The following is a 21,704-nucleotide window of genomic DNA, read 5'->3' as shown; positions in this document are numbered from 1 at the left end:
GGCAACAGTGAGGCTGACGGTGCCATGCGCGGCAACTGCTGCTTTCGGCCCGCCGGTCCCGTCGCGGGTATCGAGAAGCCGCGACGGCGACAAAGGAACAAATGCACCAGGAGTGGAAGGGGTGCCGCCGAGGTAGTAGCCGGCAACGTCTGCGACGAGGTGGACGGTGCCGGAGGAGCCGTTGTAGAGGTTGATGGCACCTCCGGTGCCGACCTTGGCCACGACGAGGTTGGGGATGGTCTGCTTTGCTGTGAAGTTCAAGTTGGACGCGGTGGGCCGGGTTGACCCGGTCGGGTAGACCGTGACGAAGCCCGCCGTCGTCGGGCCCGTGACGGTGACGTTGAGGACGACAGCACCGACTCCCGTAGCGGGTACGCCACCATGTCCGGCAACAGTGAGGCTGACGGTGCCATGCGCGGCAACTGCTGCTTTCGGCCCGCCGGTCCCGTCGCGGGTATCGAGAAGCCGCGACGGCGACAAAGGCACGAACGCACCAGGAGTGGTCGTCGCCGCTTCCGCGGTTGAGATGTACGTCAACGGAATCAGCAACAGCAGCGAGAACAGAACCATCGCGAAACGACGCTTCACGCGCGGCACTATGACCATGGTTATGCCGACCCCCAGACATCGATGGCCCACAGCCTAGCTTCCGCGTCCTGACCGACGGATCGCCCGAAGTGACCAGAACGTCGCGCGGAGTGGCGCGGCCATACCGCCATTCGGAGAGTGGTGTCTATCGATTCCCGTCATCGGTAGAGCGGAGGCAGACCGCTTGGCCGTTATTGCCAGCCAGACGGAGGACCACTGCGGAGCTCATCGATAATCGTCTCTAAGTGGCAGTGGCCGACTCTCGTCGTGTTCGGCGGCATGCCAGAAGTGGCGAGTGTGATGGCGCTGCGGTCGGTGACCTTGCGGGAAGCGTGCTATGCACGCTTATGCCAGCCGACATCACAGGCTACGAGGCCGTGCGTCCTTCATCGACTGGAGCGACGGGCGCAGGTTGGCGCTGCCCTTGCCGAAAACCTTGTCCGTGCTGGTCAGGCGGCATGTTCGTATTCGTGAAGTGTTCCGCCGAGGCGGTCGCCTCTTCGGATGTCGAGGCGGGCCATCTTGTCCGGATCGGCGATCGGTGCGGGCAACGGGTACAGCGGTCGGGCGTTCGCAATGCCCTGGTGTGGGCGGTGGGAGTTGTAGAACTGTTCGAACTCGCGCAGGGCGTGGAGCAGGTGCCGCAGGTTCCAGATCAAGGTCCGGTCCAGCAGCTCGCGCCGACACGTCTGTACCCACCTTTCCATGATTGATCTGATCGAGTTCATGCGCGGCACGCGGACGCCGCTCAGCACGACTGCGATGCCCGCGTCTGCGAGGACAGCGTCGAACATCTCGGGGAACTTTGCGTCCCGGTCCCGGATGAGGAACCGCGTCCGGCAACCGGCGTCCTCGAGGTCCATGACGAGGTTCTTGGCGGCCTGCATCACCCAGGTTGCGGTCGGGTGTGCGGTTGCGCCCAGGATCCGGATCTGGCGGTTGGCGTGTTCGATGACCGCGAACACGTACAGCCGCGCTCCGGACAGGGTGACCGTCTCGAAGATGTCGCAGGCCAGCAGTGCGTCTGCCTGGGAGCGCAGGAAGTCGGCCCAGGTGCTGGAGGCCCGCTCGGGCGCCGGGTCGATCCCGGCCTCCTTCAAGATCTCCCAGACCGTGGACGCGGCCACGTGCACGCCGAGCACCAGCAGTTCGCCGTGCAGGCGCCGGTAGCCCCAGCTGGGTTCTCTCCCGCCAGGCGCAGCACAAGGGCGCGGACGGAACGGACGATCCGCGGCCGGCCCGGCCGTTTCGGCCGGGACGCTGCTGCGTGGCGGTGGGCGACCATGTTGCGATGCCAGCGCAGCACCGAGTCCGGACGTACCAGCAGCCGCACCCTGCGCAGCGCGTCCATTGGCAGCCGATGCAGCAGCGCCGCCAGGAACGCCCGATCACTCGGGTCGAACCGCACCTTCTCTTTGCCCAGCTGCCGTTCCAGCATCGTGATCTGATGGCGCAGCGCCAGGATCTCCACGTCCTTATCTCGATCGCTCATCGGCAGCAGGCGCAGCATGGCGAACACGTTCGTCACACCCAGGTAGGGACTGCCCCGGGGTTGGTTGACTCGCGGGGTTGAGCAGTTCAGGCCGTGTGTGCGGGCCTGTTGATTGTCTCAAACTCGATCAGGGTGAGCCGGCCAAGGCGTGGTTGGCGTCGGCGGCGGTGGTAGGTGCGTTCGATCCAGGTCACGATCGCCAGGCGCAGTTCGTGGCGGGTGTGCCAGCGTTGCCGGTCCAGGACGTTGCGTTGCAGCAGAGCGAAGAACGACTCCATGGCGGCGTTGTCGCTGCAGGCTCCGACGCAGTCCCTGTATCTCGCGCAGAAGCTGGGCATGGTCAAGATGGCGGCGTCGCCTTGGACGGTACGAAACTGGAGGCGAACGCCTCCCAAGCACAAGGCGATGAGCTATGGCCGGCTGATCGCGAAGGGAAGAGCGAGTCGAGGCCGAGATCGCCGAGTTGGAGGCCAAGGCGAGGGCGCTGCTGGCCGCTGCCGAGGCCACCGACACCGCCGAGGACCAGACCTTCGGCGTCGACGTCAAGGAGGTCGATCTGCCCGCCGAGCTGGACCGCCGCGAGAAGCGCCTGGCCAGGATGCAGGCCGCCCGCGCGCAGATCGAGGCCGAGGCCGCCGCCAAGACCCGCAAGATCGCCGAGGACAAAGAACGCCGCCGCCAACAGCGGACCGGCCCAGCGACGAGCTGAGGTGGCCGACGCCGGCGAGAAGGCCGTCGCCACGGCGAGGCCCAAGCCCAAGGCCCAGGCCAACTTCACCGACCCCGACTCGCGGATCATGAAGAACAGCGACGGCGCGTACATCCAGGCCTACAACGCCCAAGCCGTCGTCGACGACGCGCACCAGGTCATCACCGCCGCCGACGTGACAACCAACCCCTCGGACACGCTGAACTACACCACCATGCTCGACCAGTCCGCCGCCAACACCGGTGTCCACCCCAAGCAGGCTCTCTCGTCGACGCCGGATACTGCTCGGAAGCGAACCTGGAAGCGGCCAGAGAGCGTCAGATGACCGTTACCTGGGTTGCCGTCAGCGCTACGACGGTGGTTGTCCCGTCGCGGTTCCCGATGTGCCACCGCCACGTGTGGACAGGCGTCCCCCCGCGCTCGACGGGGGAGGCACGGCAAGAGCGCTGCCGCAGAGCAGGCAACAGCACCGGGAAGCTGAGCCCGATCCCGTCGCATAACGGGATCCCGAAGCTCGCACCACCCAATCGTGGTTGGCTGGCGTAATGGCCGCCGGGGTGCCGAGGCGAGATCGCTGAGCCGAGGAGAGGGCTGCAAGGGGTGGGTCGATGACGACAACCACCCAACACTTGCAATTGTTACACATATGTTGGTAGTCCGTGCTGGTGCAGGCCGCGCCGCCGCATCTGGATGTGGCCGTCGTGCGGGACGCGCTGCGCGCGGTCGACGGCGTCACCGACGTGCACGACCTGCACGTCTGGACGCTGACCTCGGGGATGGAGGTGGCCTCGGCGCACCTGATCCTCGACCACGGCGCGGACCTCGCCGGGGTGCTCGCGGCCTCCCGGCAGGTGCTGCAGGACCGCTTCGACATCGAGCACGCCACGTTGCAGGCGGAGCCGGCCGACGCGGACGGCGTGTGTGACGGCAGCGACTGGTGACAGCGTGTGGGAACTTTGCGCGCATTCGCGGCCCGGTTGAGACTTCCGGCCGGCGGAATCGTGGCGTTCCGCCCGGGTCGTCGAGGCGTTTCGGCAGGTAATTCGCGTCACCCCGCCACCTCTCGTTGAGTCGGTGGAAACACGCGAGGGGCACGATGGCCCGAGCCCCGCCTCCATACCGTCGTGGAGTGTCGGTCCCGTTGCAGGGCGGCGACGCCATGACGAGCGGAGACACCATCGTGAGCACCACCGAGGTCCTACCCACGCGACAGAACGCACTCGGCGCACGCCCTCCGGCCGGGGCGGCGCTGTTCGCGCTGGCGATCGGCGGCTTCGGCATCGGCACCACGGAGTTCGCCACCATGGGCCTGCTGCCCCAGATGGCCGAGGAGTTGCACGTCCCCATCCCGGTGATGGGGCACGGCATCACTGCGTACGCGCTGGGCGTCGTCGTTGGCGCACCGGTCATCGCGGCCCTCGCGGCCCGGGTGCCCCGGCGCGGGCTGTTGCTGGTGCTCATGCTCGCCTTCGTGGCGGGCAACGCGCTGACCGCTCTCGCGCCGGACATCTGGTCGCTGGTCGGCGCCCGGTTCCTGACCGGTCTGCCGCACGGCGCCTACTTCGGCATCGCCTCCGTCGTGGCGGCCGGGCTCGTCCCGCCGGACCGCAAAGGCCGAGCAGTGGGGCGCGTCATCGTCGGGCTAACCGTGGCCAACATCGTCGGCGTACCGTTTGTCACGCTCACCGGACAAGTCTTCGGCTGGCGCGCCTCGTACGCGCTGGTGGCCGGGATCGGCGTCGTAACGATCCTCGCCGTCCGGCAGTGGGTGCCGCCCGTGGCCGCCGCACACGGGGCCAGCATCACCCGAGAGCTCGGTGCGTTCCGCCGGGTGCACGTGTGGATCGCGCTGCTCACCGGTACCGTCGGCTTCGGTGGCCTGTTCGCCGTCTACAGCTACGTCGCGCCGACCCTCACCGACGTCGCCGGGATGCCGACCCGGGCGGTGCCGTGGGTCCTCGCCGTTTTCGGCCTGGGGATGACCGTCGGCGCGCTGCTCGGCGGGCGGCTGGCGGACCGGTCGGCGCTGGGCACGCTCATCGGCTCGCTCGTCGCGATGACCGCAGTCCTAGCGCTCTACGCGCTCACTGCCTCGTCACCGATCGCCGCCGTGCTGCTCATCTTCGCGATCGGGCTGGTTGCCCAGGTGCTCGGCGCCGGTCTCACAATCCGGCTCATGGAAGCGTCGCCGGACGCGCCCGCGCTGGCGGCATCGTCAAACCACTCCGCGCTCAACCTGGCCAACGCGATCGGGGCGTGGCTGGGCGGCGTCGTGATCGCGGGCGGCCACGGCTACCTGGCAACCGCGTGGGTCGGCGCGGTGCTGTCGGTCGCCGGGCTGCTGTTCGTGGCCGGCTCAGTGCTGGTGCCGCATATGGCGCGCGGGCACGCTTCGGGTCATGCCTGACATAGCCACCCGCCGGTCATTTCCTGCTCTCGCCACGGGTGGATCACGATGATCGGGAACTCGCGTTCGGTGCGGGCCTGTAGGTCGGCGAAGACCGGTGACAGGGCGACTATGTCGCCACAGCGAGTAGCTGGTGATGTCGAAACCAGGCGGGCGGTCTGGCAGGACTGTTGCCTTCATCACGACCCAGCGGTATCGTCCGACCGTCACGTCGAATGTCGAACATTAGGAAGCCGGTATGACACACACCGTCGCCGCCACCACCGACACGGTCCCCCCTCCAGCCAACAAGGACTCCGTCCGCAAGGTCACTGTCGCCTCCATGGTCGGCACCGTGATCGAGTGGTTCGACTTCAATCTCTTCGGTGCCATGGCGGCGCTAGTTCTCGGGCCGCTCTTCTTCCCCTCGGACAACCCGCTGACCAGCACACTGCTCTCCCTAGCGACGTTCGGCGTCGCGTTCGTCGCGCGCCCCTTCGGTGGTGTCGTGTTCGGTCACTTCGGCGACAAGTACGGTCGTAAGAAGGCGCTGGTCCTCGCCCTGCTCATGATGGGTGTCGGCACGTTCGCCATCGGCTTGCTCCCCACCTACGCCTCGATCGGAATCGCAGCGCCGATCCTCCTCGTCACCCTCCGTCTGCTTCAGGGCCTGGCACTCGGCGGCGAGTACGGCGGTGCGGTGCTGATGGTGGTCGAGCACGAAGGGGCAGCCAGGCGCCGCGGTCTCCTCGGAGCTTGGCTGGGCAGCGCATCGCCGATCGGGTACATACTCGCCGCGGGACTGATCGCCATCACGTCGGCGTTCATGCCGGAGGGCGCCTTCAACTCGTGGGGTTGGCGTGTCCCGTTCCTGCTGAGCGCCGTGATGGTCATCGTCGGCCTCTACATCCGCATGTCGCTTGAGGAGTCGCAGGCCTTCAAGGAGGTCGTCGAGGAGTCGAAGACTCCGGAGGTCGTCAAGATCCCCTTCGTGGAGATGTTCAAGCGCTACCCGCGCAGTGTGTTCTCCTCCATCGGTGCCGCTCTCGGCATCCATGCCGGCTACTACCTGTCCATCATCTTCGCCCTGGCGTACGCCCGTAACGACGTGGGCTTCAGCGCGACGTCCAGCCTGGTGATGGTCCTGATCGCATCCGTCTTCTACTTCTTCGCGATTCTGGGTTCCGGACACATTTCGGACAAGGTGGGCCGCAGGACTCCGATGCTCGTCGGCGTCGCCGGCTTCGCCATCTGGGTCTTTGCACTGTTCCCGCTGATCGCTACCCGAAACGCCCTGCTGGCTTGCCTGGCCTTCTCGGTCGGCCTGATCTTCCTCGGGTCCCTCTTCGGCCCGATGAGCACATGGCTTGCTGAGCTGTTCGGAACGCAGGTCCGCTACACCGGCGTGTCGTTTGGGTACACCATCGCAGCCGTTATCGGTGGAGGCATCACGCCGGCGCTGGCCGTCGCGCTGATGGACCGCTACGACAGCACGATCCCGATCTCGGTGTTCGCCGCCTGCATCTCGGTGATTGCGTTCCTCACCATCCTGTTCACGCGTCATGGGCTGTCCCACAAGGAGGAGGACCTGAACAATGTCTGAGGCCAACGCGAAGCCGGGAGTGTTCCTGGTGCGAGCCGATGTTCGTGACGATCTGCGTGACGACTTCGACCACTGGTACGAAACCGACCACCTCCCGCTGGTGATCAAGACGCTCGGGGCGAAGTCGGGACGGCGCTGTTGGAGCGTCACCAGCCCTGGAATCCACTTCGCCGAGTACGAGTTCGACGACCTCGACTCTCTGGTGCAGATGGTCGGGTCGCCGAAGCTTCAACCGCTGCTCGACGAGTTCGACTCCCGGTGGCCCGAAGGGGTCGTACGCACGCGGGAAATCCTCGAACCGGCAGGCGCAGAGCGGTGACTCGCTCCAGATGAATGCCGGCGGCTGACAATCAGCCGGTGAAGACAGACCGACACAGCGGCCCGGGGCGGCGGAGGCTCGCCCCGGGCCACTGAGTGCGTCGAGCCAGCCGATCGCCCGCGGCTTCGGATTGGCACCCGACTGGGCGAGCATTGCCTCGCCCACGGCCCGGCCGGGGTCATGGCCGGCCCCCGCTGGCGCGACCCAGCCAGAACGTCGCTGAACTCCCTGGTCAACCCGGTGGCATCAGCGACATCGGCGAGCAGGCGCGTACCGGCATGACCGACAACGCCGCGCCCGTCACCGCCGACAACGATCTTCGGACGCGTTCCGGTAGCCTTCCCCCAGCAAGTGCCTTCCGTGACGGGCAATCTGGACCTTCAACAAGTCAGATCCTCCCAGATCAGAAGGCACTTCCTCTTTCATGATCCACGACGCGGACAGCCCTTACCGAAGGGCCGAGGCTATCGGTGGGCCTCCGTGGAACGCAGGTGATCCGCAAAAAGTGCAGGCTGCGGAGCCGAATGGCCGCCGTACTGATCCGCGTGACGCTGCACATGCATCAGCGGGGCGGACAGGAACCCGCCGTCGACCACCAGTTCCTGACCATTGACGAACGCAGCAGCGTCGCTCGCCAGATAGGCCACCACGCTCGCGATGTCGGACGCGACGCCGATGCGACGCACAGGGGTGAGTTGGGTGCGCAACGCAAGCAGATCAGGGTCGGCGTAGTGAGCTGCCGACATCTCCGTGCGCACAAACCCGGGACTGACCGCGTTCGCCCTTACCCCCAGCGGGCCCCACTCCACGGCGGTGTGTCGCGTCAGCGCGACCAAACCCGCCTTGGAGACGCCATAGGTGGGGGAGGTGTTCGGCGAATGCGCACCCACCGAGGCAATGTTCACGACGGCGCCGTGGCCGTTGCCAATCATGAGGCGGCCCAGTTCGCGAGTGCAGAGCATCGCAGCTGTCAGATTCACCGCGATCGTCTCATTCCACGCCGCCGTCGAGAGCGACGCCAACGGTCCAGGAGCGCCCAAGATGCCGGCGTTGTTCACCAGCACGTCGCAAGTCCCGAACCTGCCGGCCGTCGCCTCTGCGAGGCACATGACGTCATCCTCGTCGGTCAGATCCCCGGCGTAGACCATGACGCGGTCGGGGAAGCCGAGCCGCTTGGAAACCTCCCTCAGACGGTCGGTTTCCAAATCCACGAGCACCACATTCGCGCCGGCTTCGAGGAACTCGCCTGCGATCGACCGCCCCAGGCCTCCTGCCGCGCCGGTCACAACCGCTACCTGCCCCTCGAAACCAGCCACCGTGCGCGCTCCCTGCATCGACTACTTGAGGACTGTCCGATTATTGTCCGACAGTTCACGTCGCGGCAAGGGGTGGGCGGGGGAGGTCAGGGCGGGGTAATTCGGATCGTGGGGGCCGGAGCGAGAGCTGCCGGCTCAAGGGCGATCCGCGGCGACCGCGCGGTGAGCCTGCAGGTAGCGAAGGTGCGTCACCATTGCGTCCTGGGCCGCGTCCGCGTCACCCGCCTCGATCGCCTTCACGATCTGCAAGTGCTGAAGCACGGTCTCGGCGCCGACCTCCTCCGAGAGATCGAGAAACCGCACAGGCATCGTCTGCTCATGCAGGGCCTGGACGAACGACCCCAGCACCCGATTGCCGGACGCGCGGGCAATCGCCGAATGGAAGTCGACGTCGAGCTGGGGCACAGACGGGTCCGTCACGCGGACCAACTTCTGGCGCTCGATGATCTCGTGCAGCTGGGCCAGGTCCCCCGGGCTACGGCGGCCGGCGGCCAGTCGGACTGCCGGGACCTCGAGGTACTCACGCACAGACTGCACCTCGTCGGCTCCGATGCTGCCGAGGCTGAGCAGGTTCTTCATGGACTCGGACAGGATCTCGCCGAGTGCTTCGTGGTCCACCGCCCGGACGAAGCTGCCGCCGCCCGCTCCCGGGACCTTCTCGATCAAGTTCTGCGTCGACAGCGAGCGCAGCGCTTCGCGCACCGTCGTTCTACTCACGCTGAACTGGCGCGCGAGTTCGGCCTCCGAAGGAAGGCGTTCACCACGCCTGAGCTCGCCATCAAGGATTGCCCGACGGATGCGGTCCTCCACCTGCTGACGCGGGCGCGCGACCGCGTGCCCGAGAGTGCGGGCCTCACCACTGGTCTCCAACGCAGGCCTCTCGTTTCCGGGGGGTCGACAAGTGTCCTACACCAGTCAACCTTCCAAGCGGAAGTCTAGCGGTTCCCACACGCCCGGCGGCAGGGTGGCGAAACCGCTCCTGGATCATACTTGCCCATCCGCCGAATGTTCGACATTATGGCGTGCGTACTGGTCTCCGCGTCGCGGGCGTGGTCGACTCGTCCCTAGGGAGGGCGTCGGAGGCGCCCTGCGCGATGAGGAGCAACAGCATGTCGGGTTTCCCGGATCTGGCCGGCCGAAGGGCCATAGTCACAGGTGCCAGCAGGGGGATCGGTCGAGCGATCGCGCAAGCGCTGGCAGCAGCCGGCGCAACGGTCGCAGTCGGCGGCCGGGACTCCGCAGCGCTGAGCGCAGTAGCGGATGACATCGCCGCTGATGGTGGCACCGCCCACCCACATGTCGTCGATGTCTCGGATCACGACTCCATCCAGCGCTTCGTTGCAGAGGCGGTGGACGACCTCGGCGGATTGGACCTCTTGGTCAACTGTGCGGGTGTGCTTGCGTCGGGTTCTCTCCTGGACGCCGGTGACGAGCCGTGGGCCTTGGCGTGGGGAACCAACGTCCTCGGCACGGTGCGGGTGACACGCGCCGCGGGGGCCTTCCTTACAGCCCAGGGCTCCGGTCGGGTTGTCAACGTCGCCTCGAACTACGCGTTCAAAGGCGTCTCCGAGCACGCCGCCTACTGCGCATCGAAGGCGGCCGTCGTCTCGTTCACGCGCAGCATGGCAGTCGAATGGGCGCGCTACGGCGTCCAGGTCAACGCCATCGCCCCCGGGTTCATCGCGACCGACTTCAACGCGAGCATCCGCGCGGACCCTGAACGGAGCGCCCGTGTGGTGAAGGCCGTGCCCGCGCGTCGGTTTGGGGCAGTCGATGACGTCGTAGCTGCAATGGGACCGCTGTGTGACCCCCACAGCACGTTTTTGACCGGAGCTGTGCTGACAGTCGATGGGGGAGAGACCGCGCGTTGAGCGGCCGAGCAACACCAACCCAATGAGGAGCGCATCGTGAGTTTGCAGGATACACCCGCCGCGGGCGAGCACCCGGGCATCCGCCCGGACAGCAGGCTGACCCCGGGGCTGGCGACCGCCTACGAGTCCAGCGGCCAGTGGACCTCTCAGACGCTGACTTCCCTGCTCGCCGACGCGGCTGCCGCACATCCCGACCTGACCGCAGCGGTTGACTCCGCTGGACCGGGTGGAAGCCGCCGCGCGATGACCTACGCCGAGCTCGACGCCTACGTCACCGATCTCGCCGTGGGTCTGCGAGCTCGCGGAGTCGCCGAGGGCGACTCCGTCGTAGTCATGCTGCCGAACTGCATCGAGTTCGCGGCACTCATCTTCGCCATCAACCGCGCTGGCGCTGTCTACACCGGTATCCCGGTTGCCTACGGCACCAAGGAGGTCGGGCACATCCTGGCCTCGACCGGTGCGAAGGTGGTGGTGACGCAGGAGCAGGTCGCCAGCGCCACCCCGTTGGCGGTTGTGCGAACCTCGTGTGGAGAGGCGACGCCGCTGATCGCGGTGCGTGGCGACTCGGGCCGGGTTGATGGTGAGATCGCGCTCGGGGACCTGGCCGACCCGTCCGCTGCCGCCGGCGTGCAACTCCCCACCGTGGACCCTCGCGCTTTGTGCCACGTCGGATTCACCTCTGGCACGACGGGTTCACCCAAGGGTGTCATGAACACCAACCAGACCCTGATCGCCGTGCTGCGGAACTGGTTGGCCTACTTCGGAGCAGAGAACCTTGGCGCCCCGATCGTCAACGCGGTGGTCTCACCGGTCGGCCACCACAGTGGCTTCCTGTGGGGAGTCCTGATGACCGCATACCTCAGGGGGACGGCCGCCTACCTCGAGAAGTGGAGCCCGGCAGCGGCCGCGTCCTTCCTGTGTGAGGAACGGGCCACGGTGTTCTTCGGCGCCCCGACGTTCCTCCAGGATCTGCTCACGACCGATCTCGTCGGTGACCCGCGCTGCGCGCTGCGCGCCGTCATCACGACGGGATCGCCGGTCCCACGTGCGCTCCCCAGCGCCGGTCGCAATGCCTTCGGCTGCTGGGTGGGCTCCGCCTGGGGAATGACCGAGATCGGCATCGGGGTATCCTGCCGACCCGGTATGTCTGAGCTCGAGCTCGCCAGTGACGGCCGGGCAGTGCCCGGCGTCGAAGTCCGCGTCGTCGGGGCGGACGGCGAGCCTGTAGACGCCAACAAGCCGGGACGGATGCAGATTCGCAGCGCAGGACTCTTTTTGGGTTACGAGAGTCTGCCCGACCGAACCCGCGAGGAGATCAATGCGGAGGGCTGGTTCGACACCGGCGACACCGCCCGCATCGACGAGAACCGGCTGGTCTACCTCGAGGGGCGCAGCAAAGACATCATCATCCGCGGAGGGGAGAACATCCCCGTGGTTGCCGTGGAAAGCGTGCTTTACACCCACCCTGATGTCGTCGATGTCGCCGTCGTCGGTGTTCCCGACGAGCGTCTCGGAGAGCGGGCCTGCGCTGTGGTGCACTCCCGCACTGATGGTCTGGCCCTCGCCGATCTCACCCAGCACCTCCTCGACAACGGCGTGTCCAAGCACTTCCTGCCGGAGCGACTGGTGCTGGTGCCGAGCCTGCCCAAGACGCCCAGCGGGAAGATCCGTAAAGTCGAACTCCGCGAGCAGTTGGCATCGGTGGAGACGGCAGCCCTATGACAGGGACCTGGGACCCCGCCCCGGTGCTCGCCCGACTTGCCGCGCTGCAGGGTCAGCAGGAACTGTGGCGGACCCACGAAATCATCGAGCCGGCCAGCGTATTCGGCCACACCCGCCTCAGCGGCGTACCAGCCGACCGACCCGACGTAAGCGACCCCAGGGGGGAAGGCTTCATCGACGCCCAGGACGTGCTGCCCAGCCTGGCCGCAGCCCTCACGATGCGCGCCGTACTCGGCGTCCTGCACGATCACCGCCTCGACCTGCCGTTCGACCACAATGTCCATGCAGCGCAATCCTTGGCATGGCACGCGCCCATCACCGTAGGTGCCTCGATCGAAACCCGAGCCTGGATCGGCGGCATCAAGGAAGGTGCCCGCGCCGTCTTCTTCGATGTGGAGACCGAGTCGCTCACCGAAGACGGCCAAATGTGTCTACGCGGCACCAGCACCCAGGCTCTGCGTCATGGGTGAGGTCCTTGTGCCCGCCCCTCTTATGTGGGAGCCGACGGCCAGCGTGCCTCGCGACTACGCTCAGGTCTCGGGGGACCGCAGTGCTGTGCACCTCGATGAGGCAGTGGCAAGCCGCGTCGGCCTGCCCGGCGTGATCCTCCACGGCATGTACGTCTACGGATACGTGGCCACCTATCTCGGGCGCCACGCGGTCGACCATGGAGGCCGCCTCGCCTCATTCGAATGCCGGTTCCAGGCGCCGATGCTCCCAGGAGCGCCCATCAACGTGCAGTTCGAGCGCGGCGACACCCAGGAGTCTGTGCGAGTCGAGGCTCGCCAGTCGGACCGCTCGGTCCTGTCCGGGGTCGCCGTTCTGACGCCGGACGGGTCGCACGACGCACCCTGAGCCTGGTGAAGACAGACGGAGTTGACCAATCAGCAAATGTCCAACATTATTAGGGGGTGACTTCCTTGGACACTAGCAATGGATCTGCGGTCGAGCCGTCGGGGCCTCTCGCCGGCGTACGCGTGGTCGACATGACCACCTCCTACGCTGGCCCCACCGCCGCGATGTACCTCGCCGACCTCGGAGCCACAGTGATCAAGGTGGAGCGCCCCGGCAGCGGGGACGACGCCCGGTCCTGGGGCCCGCCGTTCGTCGACGGGGCCTCGGCGTGGTTCGCCTCCGCCAATCGCAACAAGCAGTCGGTCGTCCTCAACCTCAGCGCGCCCGAGGGGCGCGAGGCGCTCCTGCGGCTGCTCGACACCGCGGACGTCTTCCTGCAGAACATGAACCCCGCCAAGCTCAACCGCATCGGAATCGACGGCGAGACCCTCCGGCGCCGCAACCCGCGACTGGTGTACTGCGCCATGTCCGGGTTCGGCCTCACCGGTCCCGACAGCGACCTGCCCGGATATGACCTCGTCGCCCAGGCGCGGTCCGGCCTGATGTCCGTCACCGGGGAGAAAGGCGGGACCCCCCAGCGAGTCTCGACCGCGCTTTCCGACGTGGCGACCGGGATGGCTGCGGCAATCGCCGTCAACGCGGCACTGGTCCGTCAGTGCCGCACCGGGCAGGGCGAAGTCATCGACGTGTCCTTGCTCGACACCGACCTCGCCTTGATGGCGCCGCGTGTTGCCGCGTTCTGCGCCGGCGAGCCGGAGCCGGCGCCCAGCGGCGGCACCGATTCGGTCTTGGCCGTGTATCAGCCGTTCGAGGCCGAAGACCGGACCATTGTGATCGCCATCGGCAATGACTCCATGTGGCAGCGGTTCTGCACCGCCATCCGACTTCCTGAGCTGGGTACGGACCCGAGGTTGTCGGACAATGCCGGCCGCCGTGCCGACCGCTCGCGAATCACCGAGCTGGTGGCACAACGACTCGCCACGAGGCCCGCAGCGGAGTGGCTCCGACTTCTCGCCGACGTGGAGGTGCCCGCTGCTTTCGTGCAGACCCTCTCCGAGGTCACCAAGGATCCCCAGGTCGTGGCACGCGGTGCGATCCTTCCTGTCCCGGGGTTCCACGACGACCTCGTCAGCATTCGCAGCCCGTTCCGCCTGGCCTCGCAAGAGACACCGCGCAACGAGCGGTTCCCCGCCCTGGGGGCGGACACCCGGACGACTTTGCTAGATCTGGGGTACACGGAGGAGCAGATCGACGAGCTCGCGGCAGCGGGCGCCGTCGGTCTGGCGGCAGCGGAGATCGCATCATGACCTCACCTGAGACCGTCATCGTCGAGCGGGCCGGCTCGGTCATGACCCTGACCATCAACCGGCCCCAGGCGTACAACGCGCTCAACGCCGAGGTCCTGAGCCGGCTGCATGCCGCAGTCCTCGACGCCGAGGCCGACCCCGCGATCCGCGCCGTCATCATCACCGGAAGCGGCGAGAAGGCATTTTGTGCCGGTGCCGACCTCAAGGAACTCGCCGGCATGAGCGCGGACCGCGCCCACGAGACGCTTCGCACCGGACAGCGGGTCCTGCGGGACATCGAGCGGGCGGCAATACCCGTGATCGCCGCGGTCAACGGCGTCGCACTCGGCGGCGGCTTCGAGCTCGTGCTCGCCTCGACATTCCCCGTGGTGTCGACCCAAGCATCCCTCGGGCTGCCCGAGTCCGGACTCGGCCTGATCCCCGGCTACGGCGGCACTCAGCGCCTGCCCCGCGTCGTCGGCGCCCCCGCCGCCGCGCATCTCATGCTCACCGGAGCGCGACTGGACGCACAGCGCGCCCACCAGCTAGGGCTCACCCCGGTACCCCCGATCGCCCCCGCCGACCTCATGGCCACCGCGTCGGCACTGGCGGAGAAGATCGCCGCCCAGGGACCGGTCGCCGTCCGCTCCATCCTCACCGCCCTCGAAGGCAGCCGAGACGCTGCGCTGGACGCCGGACTCCAGATGGAGACTGGCCTGGCAGCACTCGCCGTCGCGGGCACCGAGTCCGACGAAGGCATCGCCGCATTCCTCGAGCGACGACCGCCCCGATTTGCCGACCCCGCACCCGTACCCGGGGAGTCCGCATGAGCGTGGAGCGACTCGACATCGACAGCTGCCCGAAGGCCTATCTAGCCCTCCACGAGCTGCTCGACGAACCCGTCGTCGACGCCGGACTGAGCGGGAGGGAACTGGAGGTGCGCGCCCTCACGCGAGACGTCGTCTCCCGCGAGGTGGCACCGCGAGCGCACGACGTCGACCGCACCCACGCCTTCGCCCATGACAGCGTCCAAGCGCTCGCCCAGGCGGGTCTGATGGGTCTGATCTTCCCGCCGAGCCTCGGCGGAACCGGAGACACCAACGTCGCCTACGCCATCGCCATGGAGGAGATCACCGCCGGCTGCGCTGCCACGTCGCTGGTGTTCATGACGCAGACGCATGCGGCGTACCCCATCATGATCGCCGGAAGCGGCGACCTGGCACGGCGGTACATTCCCGGCCTGCTCGACGGATCGGTGTACGGCTCGCTGGCCATCACCGAACCGAATGCCGGCAGCGACGTGTCCAGCCTGCGCACCACTGCCCAATCCGTGGAGGACGGCTACCGGCTCAACGGGTCCAAGACCTTCATCACCACCGGTGACCGGGCCGGCGTCATCATCTGCTTCGCGACCACCGACAAGACCCTCGGTCGCGGCGGCGTCAGTGCCTTTGTCGTCAACGGCAGTTGGGACGGCGTCCGCCCAGGCCAGCCGTTCGACAAGATGGGCATGCACGGCTCCAGCACCGCCGAGCTCTTCTTCGACGACGTGCGCGTGCCGGCCGACCACCGCCTGGGTAAGGAGGGCGAAGGCTGGCGCGTGGTCATGAGCTCGGTCGTGAAGTCGCGGATCAGCGCAGCAGCCCAGGGCGTCGGGTTGGCCCGAGCGGCCTACGCGCGGACTCTGGCCACCTTGACCCGGATGCACGGCACGCGCCTACCAGACGAGCACCTCTTCGCACTAGCCGACCTACGCGGCCGCATCCTGCAAGGCAGGCTGCTCCTGCACGCGGTGGCCCGCCAGGTGGACGCCGCCGGTGACATCTCGACCGGGCAGATCGGGATGATGAAGCAGTCGTGCACCGACCTGGGCTTCGCCGCGGCGGTCGAGGCCACCCGAATCCTGGGTCCCTACGGCGACCTCGCAGTCCTGGGCGTCGAACGCTGCCTGCGCGACGCCAAGGTGACCCAGATCTACGACGGCACGAATGAGATCCAGCGGATTCTGATCGGCCGCGAGATCACCCGCGCGATGGAGGACTGGCATGACCAACCTGCACGGCAAAGTCGCGATCGTCACGGGGGCCGGCCGCGGGCTCGGCCGGTCGATGGCGGCAGCGCTCGTTGAGGCCGGAGCCTCGGTAACGGTCGCGGCGCGCACCGCTTCGGAGCTTGACGCGTTCGTCGAGGAAGCCAAAGAGGCCGGCGGTCAGGCGCTCGCATGCCCGACGGACATCACCGACGAGGCGGCGGTGGAGCGTATGATCGCGGCGACCGTGGAGACCTTCGGGCGCGTCGACGTGCTCGTCAACAACTCCGGGATCGTCGCGTCCACGCCCTTGCTTGACCAGTCGTCCGCCGAGTGGGACCGCGTCCTGGCGACGAACCTGCGCGGCACCTTCCTCGCCACCCGGGCGGCCGGCCGCCACATGGTGGCCCAGGGGGCAGGCAAGGTCATCAACATCGCCTCCAACTTCGCGCTCCAAGGCGTCGCCAACCATGCCGCCTACTCAGCCTCCAAGGCGGCTGTCATCGGGTTCACCCGCTCGATCGCGATGGAGTGGGCGCGCTCAGGAGTGCAGGTCAACGCGATCGCGCCAGGCTACTTCGCCACCCCGCTCAACGCCGAGATGCGCGAGGACGCCGATGCCATGGCGAAGGTCGTGCGAGCCATCCCGGCACGTCGCATCGGCGAGCCCGAGGAGCTCAAGCCGTGGCTGCTGCTGCTGGCCAGCAGCGCCTCGGACTTCATGACAGGAGAGGTCATCGTCATCGACGGTGGCCAGAGCGTCCGATGACCACGCCACAGCCCCAGCAAGGAGACCACGTGAGGAACGAGAGCAAGACCGTCGGCGTGCTCGGCGCCGGCACCATGGGCTCCGGCATAGCCGTCGTGATGGCGCGCGCCGGTCACCGGACCATCCTCTTCGACGTCAACGAGAACAACCTCAAGCGCGGCATCGACACCGTGCACGGCTTCTTCGACAAGAGCGTCCAACTCGGCAAGCTGGACGCCACAGCCGGGCAGGCGGCCAAGGACGCCCTCGTGGGCACCACCGACCTCGCTGACCTGGCGCCCTGCGATGTGGTGGTCGAGGCGGTCTTCGAAGACCTGCAGTTGAAGAAGGACATGTTCGGCCGCCTCGACGAGATCGTGTCGAACTCAACGCTGTTCCACACCAACACCTCGACGCTGTCGGTCACCGGCATCGCGTCCGGGTCGCGCCTGCCGGAACGGGTCGTCGGCACGCACTACTGCAACCCGGCGCCGCTGATGAAACTCGTGGAGGTGGCCGACGGACGGCACACCGCCGACTGGGCGCACAAGGCGACCGAGGAGTTCCTCCGCTCCCTTGGCAAGGTAAGCGTCGCCACCAAGGACCGTCCGGGGTTCATCGTCAACCGGTTCCTGATCCCCTGGGAGAACTCGTGCATCCGCGCGCTTGAGGCCGGCGTGGCCACCAAGGAAGACATCGACGCCGCGGTGCTCGGCGCCATCGGCCACCCCATGGGGCCCTTCCGCCTGCTCGACATCGTCGGCCTCGACATCCACCAGCAGGTCGCGACGCGGCTGTACGAGCAACTGCGCGACCCGCGTTTCTTCCCGCCGCCGATGGTCGACCGGATGGTCGCAGCCGGCGACCTCGGCCGCAAGACCGGTCGCGGCTTCTACGAGTACGACAACACCCGGCTCTTCGGATCCTGAAGGAGGCAGACGATGAATCAGTTCCACAGGATCGCGGTGGTAGGCCTGGGAACCATGGGCAGCGGCATCGCCCAAGTGTTCGCCGCGTCCGGCCGCGACGTTGTCGCCGTGGAGGCCGACCAGGCACGAGCCGAAGCGGGCATCGCTGCCGTCAGCGCCTTCCTCGACGGTAGCGTGGCCCGCGGCAAGGTCAGTGACGACGAGAAGCAGGCCACACTCGCCCGCGTCACCACCAGCACGTCGCTGAGCGACCTGGCCGACGTCGACCTCATCATCGAGTCAGTGACCGAGAACCTGGAGGTCAAGAACGAGGTCCTCGCCGGCATCGCCGCCGCCGTCGGTGACAACACTCCGATCGTCACCAACACCTCGGCGCTCTCGGTGACCGCACTCGCCGCCTCCCTGCCCAACCCCACGCGTGTCGCCGGACTGCACTTCTTCAATCCCGCACCGGTGATGCGCACCGTCGAGGTGGTTCGCGCCCTGCAGACGAGCCAAGACCTCGTCGACCGGCTCGTCACGCTCGTCGGCAGCATGGACGGCAAGCAGCCCATCGTCGTGAAGGACCGTCCCGGGTTCCTGATCAACGCGCTGCTTCTTCCGTACCTCAACGACGTCATCCAGGAGTACGACGACGGGCTCGCCACCGCCGAGGACATCGACCTGGCGCTCAATCTGGGGCTGGGGTACAAGTCCGGCCCGCTCGAGATGCTCGACATGATCGGCCTCGACGTGCACCTGCACGCCACCGAGAACGCGTACGCCGCCACGTCGGACGACCGCTACGCACCACCCCCGCTGCTGCGGCAGATGGTTGCCGCCGGCCACCTCGGCACCAAGAACGACAAAGGTTTCCGCACCGGAGAGAAGAACACGCGATGACCGCACCCAACTACGACGACATCCTCATCGACCGCGACGGCCCGGTTCTCACGCTCACCATCAACCGGCCGGACGCGGGGAACAAGCTTCGCCACCAGACCTGTCTTGAGCTGTTCGACGCTCTCCAGCGGTTCCGTCTCGACCCCGGCCTGCGCGCCGCAGTTCTTACCGGGGCAGGAGAGAAGTTCTTCTGCATCGGAGGTGAGCACGATCCGGTCACCGCGCTGGACCAGTCGCAGGTCCTGCCGATCGTCGACGTCTACCAGGCGATCGACACCATCCCCAAGCCCGTGGTGGCTGCCGTGAACGGGTTCGCGGTCGGCGGCGGCAACGTGCTCCACACCGTGTGCGACCTCACGATCGCCTCGGAGAACGCGGTCTTTCGGCAGGTCGGGCCCATGGTGGGCAGCTTCGACGCCGGCTACGGGACCTGGTACCTGGAGGACACCATCGGCCGCAAGCGCGCGAAGGAGATGTGGTACCTCAACCGGAAGTACTCCGCTGCCCAGGCACTGGAGATGGGTCTGGTCAACGAGGTCGTGCCCGTCGACGAGTTCCGTGACCGGGTCGCCACGGTGATGCGCGAAATCACCTCCCGCAGTCCGATGGCCATCGCCGGTCTGAAGGCTGCCTTCTCGGCTCGTCACAACGGCGTTTCCGGCCAGGCGCGGATGGCCCATGACCAGCAGCTGAGTCTCTACCTGCAGACCCGCGAGGCCCACGAGCTCAGTGACTCGTTCAGCGAGCGTCGCGAACCGAAATCCGAAAGCTTCTGGTCGTGAGCTGGCTCGGTCCCGCCCTCAACGAGGAGCAGCGCGACCTGGCGGCCATGCTGGACGCCTTTGCCCTCGATCGAAACGTGGTGTTGTCCGACGATGCCGATATCGTCAGTGGGCTCGCGAACGAGCTTGCTGAGCTGGGTATCTGGACGCTCGGTACCGACGAGCGGCACGGCGGCGGGGGAGCCGACCGCGTCACCACGGCTGTGGCGATGGAGCGACTGGGACGTGCGTGGCCTGCCCTCGGCTGGGCGGCCACCCAGGCACACGTGGCGGTCGACGTCCTGAGCGGCGACGACCGGTTCTCCGACCTCGTCGCCGCTGTGCACACAGCTGCCGCGGCGATCGCCGTCGTGGACGCGACGTCGCGGCAGGTGCGACTAGTCTGCTCCGCCGAGACGATCAACGGTTCGGTGGACCGGATCGACCCGGCCGCTGAGGCTCCCTACCTGCTCCTGCTCGGCGACGACGACACCGCGGTGTTGGTCGGACCGGAGGCGATGACCACCCGGCCGGTGGAGCGGACCGGGCTGGGCGGCGCCCTGACACGATCGGTGCAGGTCGCGGTGCCGGCAGATGCGGTTCATCGACTGAACGATGTCGACGTCGCCGCGGCGCGGACACGACTGCGCCGAGGTGCTGCGGCGGTCGCCGCCGGGATTGCCGGGGGCGCTGCCGACGCCGCGGCCGCCTACGCCGCCGACCGCCACCAGTTCGGCGGCCCCCTCACCGACTTGCCGACCGTGCGGCAGTCGCTGCTGGACCAGGCCACGCGGACCGCGGTAGCGCTGGCGGCTGCGCTCGGCGCGGATGAGGGCTCAGTGCAGACATTGGCCGCGATGCGCCACGCCTGCGACGCCGCGATCGAGGTAGCCGCCGCGGCTCTGCAGTCTCATGGCGGCTACGGCTACCTGACCGAGTACCCCGCTGAACGGTACCTGCGAGACGCGGTCTCACTTCGCGCGGCAACAGACACCCAGGCGGCCGCCGCCCTCACCGCCCGGACCCTCGTCGGTCTGGGTCCACTCCATAAGGACAAGGCAGCATGACCGGCTCGCACCCGCAGCTCCCCCTGCACGGCGTGAAGGTCCTGGACCTCTCCACCCTGCTGCCCGGGCCCCTCGCCACCTTGATGCTGGCCGACGCAGGCGCCGACGTCGTCAAGCTTGAACGGCCGGGCCGCGGGGACGAGATGCGCACCTACGAGCCGCGCTTCGGAGAAGCGAGTGCGAACTATGCGGTACTCAACCGTGGGAAGCGGGCATACGCCGTCGACTTCAAGGACCCCGCCCAGCGCGACCGTGTACTCGAGCTAGCCGCCGAGGCCGACGTTGTGCTCGAGCAGTTCCGGCCGGGCGTCGCCGACCGGCTCGGCTTGGGATACCAGCACGTGCGCGCCGTCAACCCCGATGTCATCTACTGCTCCATCAGCGGCTATGGGCCGACCGGTCCTCGGGCCACCCGCGCCGGCCACGACCTGAACTATCTCGCTGAGTCCGCCCTGCTAGGAGTGGTCACCGACAGCACGGGCTCACCCAGCCTGCCCATGACCGTGCTCGCCGACATTGCCGGCGGCACCTATCCCGCGGTCGTCAACATCCTGCTTGCCCTGCGACAGCGAGACGTCACCGGTGACTCGGTCCACCTGCAGGTCTCGATCACCCACAACCTGCAGGTTCTCGCGTACGGCTACTTCGCCACTCATCAAGCCGGCGGAGGCTGGCCTCGCCCCGGCGCCGAACTGCTCACCGGCGGCAGCCCGCGATACCACGTCTACGAGACCGCAGACGGCCGTCATGTTGCCTGCGCGGCGCTGGAGCAGAAGTTCTGGGACCGACTCGTCGAGCTGGTGGAACTCGACCCGAAGCTCCACGACGACCACGGCCAGGAGCAGGCCGTGATCAGTGCGCTGGCCGAACGGTTCGCCTCCGAGCCTGCCGATCACTGGCGGTCCGTACTCGATGCTGAGGACGTGTGCACCGTCGTCGTCGCGACGTGGGACGAGGCGGTTGAGGCGAATCTCGTCGACATCGACGCGCCCGAGCGGGTGTCTGCACCTGGCACGCAGGACTCGTTCGGCACCCTGCCCAGCCCCATCTCGCCGACGTTACGCCAACCTCCCGGCACAGTGCCGTACCCCGCACTCGTCGATCTGGGCGACGAATCGCCCTGGTCCTGACGCACGATCAA

General features: G+C 67.5%; 20 protein-coding genes and 5 pseudogenes. 18 read left to right on the top strand and 7 right to left on the bottom strand.

Going from position 1 to position 21,704, the window contains the following annotated elements:
- The 4 genes and pseudogenes from ABZV00_RS31810 to ABZV00_RS31795 form a co-directional block, all read right to left on the bottom strand.
- Window positions 1-588, bottom strand: a pseudogene (locus ABZV00_RS31810) (hypothetical protein); the annotation flags it as partial.
- A gap of 449 nt (window positions 589-1,037) precedes the next feature.
- On the bottom strand, window positions 1,038-1,730 hold the full coding sequence (locus ABZV00_RS31805; protein ID WP_355613095.1) for an integrase core domain-containing protein: 693 nt from the start codon (window positions 1,728-1,730) through the stop codon (window positions 1,038-1,040).
- Entirely contained in the window at window positions 1,685-2,107 is a 423-nt protein-coding gene (locus tag ABZV00_RS31800) for a hypothetical protein (protein ID WP_355613093.1), read from the bottom strand. Before ABZV00_RS31800 ends, ABZV00_RS31805 begins: the two co-directional genes overlap by 46 nt.
- Before the next feature lie 59 nt (window positions 2,108-2,166).
- Window positions 2,167-2,385: pseudogene (locus ABZV00_RS31795) on the bottom strand (IS3 family transposase); the annotation flags it as partial.
- Here ABZV00_RS31795 and ABZV00_RS31790 point away from each other — a divergent pair.
- From ABZV00_RS31790 to ABZV00_RS31770, 5 genes and pseudogenes are all read left to right on the top strand, one after another.
- A pseudogene (locus tag ABZV00_RS31790) lies at window positions 2,351-3,113 on the top strand (transposase); the annotation flags it as partial. The pseudogenes ABZV00_RS31795 and ABZV00_RS31790 overlap by 35 nt on opposite strands.
- A 335-nt stretch (window positions 3,114-3,448) precedes the next feature.
- Window positions 3,449-3,730: pseudogene (locus ABZV00_RS31785) on the top strand (cation transporter); the annotation flags it as partial.
- A gap of 188 nt (window positions 3,731-3,918) precedes the next feature.
- Complete coding sequence (locus ABZV00_RS31780) at window positions 3,919-5,196, top strand: MFS transporter (protein WP_355613091.1); 1,278 nt, start codon at window positions 3,919-3,921, stop codon at window positions 5,194-5,196.
- A gap of 238 nt (window positions 5,197-5,434) precedes the next feature.
- Entirely contained in the window at window positions 5,435-6,778 is a 1,344-nt protein-coding gene (locus ABZV00_RS31775) for an MFS transporter (RefSeq protein WP_355613089.1), read from the top strand.
- Complete coding sequence (locus tag ABZV00_RS31770; protein ID WP_355613114.1) at window positions 6,771-7,097, top strand: hypothetical protein; 327 nt, start codon at window positions 6,771-6,773, stop codon at window positions 7,095-7,097. Before ABZV00_RS31775 ends, ABZV00_RS31770 begins: the two co-directional genes overlap by 8 nt.
- 144 nt (window positions 7,098-7,241) lie before the next feature.
- Here ABZV00_RS31770 and ABZV00_RS31765 read toward each other — a convergent pair.
- The 3 genes and pseudogenes from ABZV00_RS31765 to ABZV00_RS31755 all read right to left on the bottom strand — a co-directional run.
- Window positions 7,242-7,468: pseudogene (locus ABZV00_RS31765) on the bottom strand (hypothetical protein); the annotation flags it as partial.
- A 93-nt stretch (window positions 7,469-7,561) separates the two neighbouring features.
- Window positions 7,562-8,413 (bottom strand): SDR family oxidoreductase, encoded by an 852-nt coding sequence (locus ABZV00_RS31760; protein WP_355613087.1) that lies wholly within the window; start codon window positions 8,411-8,413, stop codon window positions 7,562-7,564.
- Window positions 8,414-8,548: 135 nt separating this feature from the next.
- Window positions 8,549-9,283 (bottom strand): FCD domain-containing protein, encoded by a 735-nt coding sequence (locus tag ABZV00_RS31755; protein ID WP_355613085.1) that lies wholly within the window; start codon window positions 9,281-9,283, stop codon window positions 8,549-8,551.
- A gap of 239 nt (window positions 9,284-9,522) precedes the next feature.
- Here ABZV00_RS31755 and ABZV00_RS31750 point away from each other — a divergent pair, with 239 nt between their 5' ends.
- The 13 genes from ABZV00_RS31750 to ABZV00_RS31690 are packed head-to-tail and all read left to right on the top strand — an operon-like array spanning window position 9,523 to window position 21,693.
- Window positions 9,523-10,284: an SDR family oxidoreductase gene (locus tag ABZV00_RS31750; RefSeq protein ID WP_355613083.1), complete on the top strand. Its 762-nt coding sequence runs from the start codon at window positions 9,523-9,525 to the stop codon at window positions 10,282-10,284.
- Window positions 10,285-10,320: 36 nt separating this feature from the next.
- Window positions 10,321-12,006 carry an AMP-binding protein gene (locus ABZV00_RS31745; RefSeq protein ID WP_355613081.1) on the top strand — a complete coding sequence of 562 codons (1,686 nt, stop codon included), beginning with the start codon at window positions 10,321-10,323 and terminating at the stop codon, window positions 12,004-12,006.
- Between the two features lie 23 nt (window positions 12,007-12,029).
- A complete protein-coding gene (locus ABZV00_RS31740) occupies window positions 12,030-12,476 on the top strand; it encodes a hypothetical protein (protein WP_355613079.1) in 447 nt (148 codons plus the stop codon).
- Window positions 12,469-12,861 carry a MaoC/PaaZ C-terminal domain-containing protein gene (locus ABZV00_RS31735; protein WP_355613077.1) on the top strand — a complete coding sequence of 131 codons (393 nt, stop codon included), beginning with the start codon at window positions 12,469-12,471 and terminating at the stop codon, window positions 12,859-12,861. Before ABZV00_RS31740 ends, ABZV00_RS31735 begins: the two co-directional genes overlap by 8 nt.
- Window positions 12,862-12,917: 56 nt before the next feature.
- A complete protein-coding gene (locus ABZV00_RS31730) occupies window positions 12,918-14,168 on the top strand; it encodes a CoA transferase (protein ID WP_355613075.1) in 1,251 nt (416 codons plus the stop codon).
- Window positions 14,165-14,977, top strand: a complete 813-nt coding sequence (locus ABZV00_RS31725) for an enoyl-CoA hydratase-related protein (protein WP_355613073.1) — start codon at window positions 14,165-14,167, stop codon at window positions 14,975-14,977. Before ABZV00_RS31730 ends, ABZV00_RS31725 begins: the two co-directional genes overlap by 4 nt.
- The gene (locus ABZV00_RS31720) at window positions 14,974-16,275 is read left to right on the top strand and encodes an acyl-CoA dehydrogenase family protein (RefSeq protein WP_355613071.1); all 1,302 of its coding nucleotides are present in this window, start codon (window positions 14,974-14,976) and stop codon (window positions 16,273-16,275) included. The genes ABZV00_RS31725 and ABZV00_RS31720 overlap by 4 nt, the downstream gene beginning before the upstream one ends.
- Window positions 16,193-16,945, top strand: a complete 753-nt coding sequence (locus ABZV00_RS31715) for a 3-oxoacyl-ACP reductase family protein (RefSeq protein WP_355613069.1) — start codon at window positions 16,193-16,195, stop codon at window positions 16,943-16,945. The genes ABZV00_RS31720 and ABZV00_RS31715 overlap by 83 nt, the downstream gene beginning before the upstream one ends.
- A gap of 29 nt (window positions 16,946-16,974) precedes the next feature.
- Window positions 16,975-17,853 (top strand): 3-hydroxyacyl-CoA dehydrogenase family protein, encoded by an 879-nt coding sequence (locus ABZV00_RS31710; RefSeq protein WP_355613067.1) that lies wholly within the window; start codon window positions 16,975-16,977, stop codon window positions 17,851-17,853.
- A 12-nt stretch (window positions 17,854-17,865) separates the two neighbouring features.
- Complete coding sequence (locus tag ABZV00_RS31705) at window positions 17,866-18,735, top strand: 3-hydroxyacyl-CoA dehydrogenase family protein (protein WP_355613065.1); 870 nt, start codon at window positions 17,866-17,868, stop codon at window positions 18,733-18,735.
- Window positions 18,732-19,517, top strand: a complete 786-nt coding sequence (locus ABZV00_RS31700) for an enoyl-CoA hydratase-related protein (protein ID WP_355613063.1) — start codon at window positions 18,732-18,734, stop codon at window positions 19,515-19,517. Before ABZV00_RS31705 ends, ABZV00_RS31700 begins: the two co-directional genes overlap by 4 nt.
- On the top strand, window positions 19,514-20,563 hold the full coding sequence (locus ABZV00_RS31695) for an acyl-CoA dehydrogenase family protein (RefSeq protein ID WP_355613061.1): 1,050 nt from the start codon (window positions 19,514-19,516) through the stop codon (window positions 20,561-20,563). Before ABZV00_RS31700 ends, ABZV00_RS31695 begins: the two co-directional genes overlap by 4 nt.
- A complete protein-coding gene (locus ABZV00_RS31690) occupies window positions 20,560-21,693 on the top strand; it encodes a CaiB/BaiF CoA-transferase family protein (RefSeq protein WP_355613059.1) in 1,134 nt (377 codons plus the stop codon). The genes ABZV00_RS31695 and ABZV00_RS31690 overlap by 4 nt, the downstream gene beginning before the upstream one ends.
- Window positions 21,694-21,704 lie beyond the last annotated feature (11 nt).

Origin of the sequence: Micromonospora sp. NPDC005173, from assembly GCF_040608515.1 — a bacterium.
GTDB lineage: Bacteria > Actinomycetota > Actinomycetes > Mycobacteriales > Micromonosporaceae > Micromonospora.
This window is presented reverse-complemented; position numbering and strand designations above follow the sequence as displayed.

Coding starts and splice junctions, on each gene's coding strand:
- ABZV00_RS31775 (WP_355613089.1), top strand. CDS start 5,435: ATGACACACACCGTCGCCGCCACCACCGACACGGTCCCCCCTCCAGCC.
- ABZV00_RS31770 (WP_355613114.1), top strand. CDS start 6,771: ATGTCTGAGGCCAACGCGAAGCCGGGAGTGTTCCTGGTGCGAGCCGAT.
- ABZV00_RS31750 (WP_355613083.1), top strand. CDS start 9,523: ATGTCGGGTTTCCCGGATCTGGCCGGCCGAAGGGCCATAGTCACAGGT.
- ABZV00_RS31735 (WP_355613077.1), top strand. CDS start 12,469: ATGGGTGAGGTCCTTGTGCCCGCCCCTCTTATGTGGGAGCCGACGGCC.
- ABZV00_RS31725 (WP_355613073.1), top strand. CDS start 14,165: ATGACCTCACCTGAGACCGTCATCGTCGAGCGGGCCGGCTCGGTCATG.
- ABZV00_RS31720 (WP_355613071.1), top strand. CDS start 14,974: ATGAGCGTGGAGCGACTCGACATCGACAGCTGCCCGAAGGCCTATCTA.
- ABZV00_RS31715 (WP_355613069.1), top strand. CDS start 16,193: ATGACCAACCTGCACGGCAAAGTCGCGATCGTCACGGGGGCCGGCCGC.
- ABZV00_RS31705 (WP_355613065.1), top strand. CDS start 17,866: ATGAATCAGTTCCACAGGATCGCGGTGGTAGGCCTGGGAACCATGGGC.
- ABZV00_RS31700 (WP_355613063.1), top strand. CDS start 18,732: ATGACCGCACCCAACTACGACGACATCCTCATCGACCGCGACGGCCCG.
- ABZV00_RS31690 (WP_355613059.1), top strand. CDS start 20,560: ATGACCGGCTCGCACCCGCAGCTCCCCCTGCACGGCGTGAAGGTCCTG.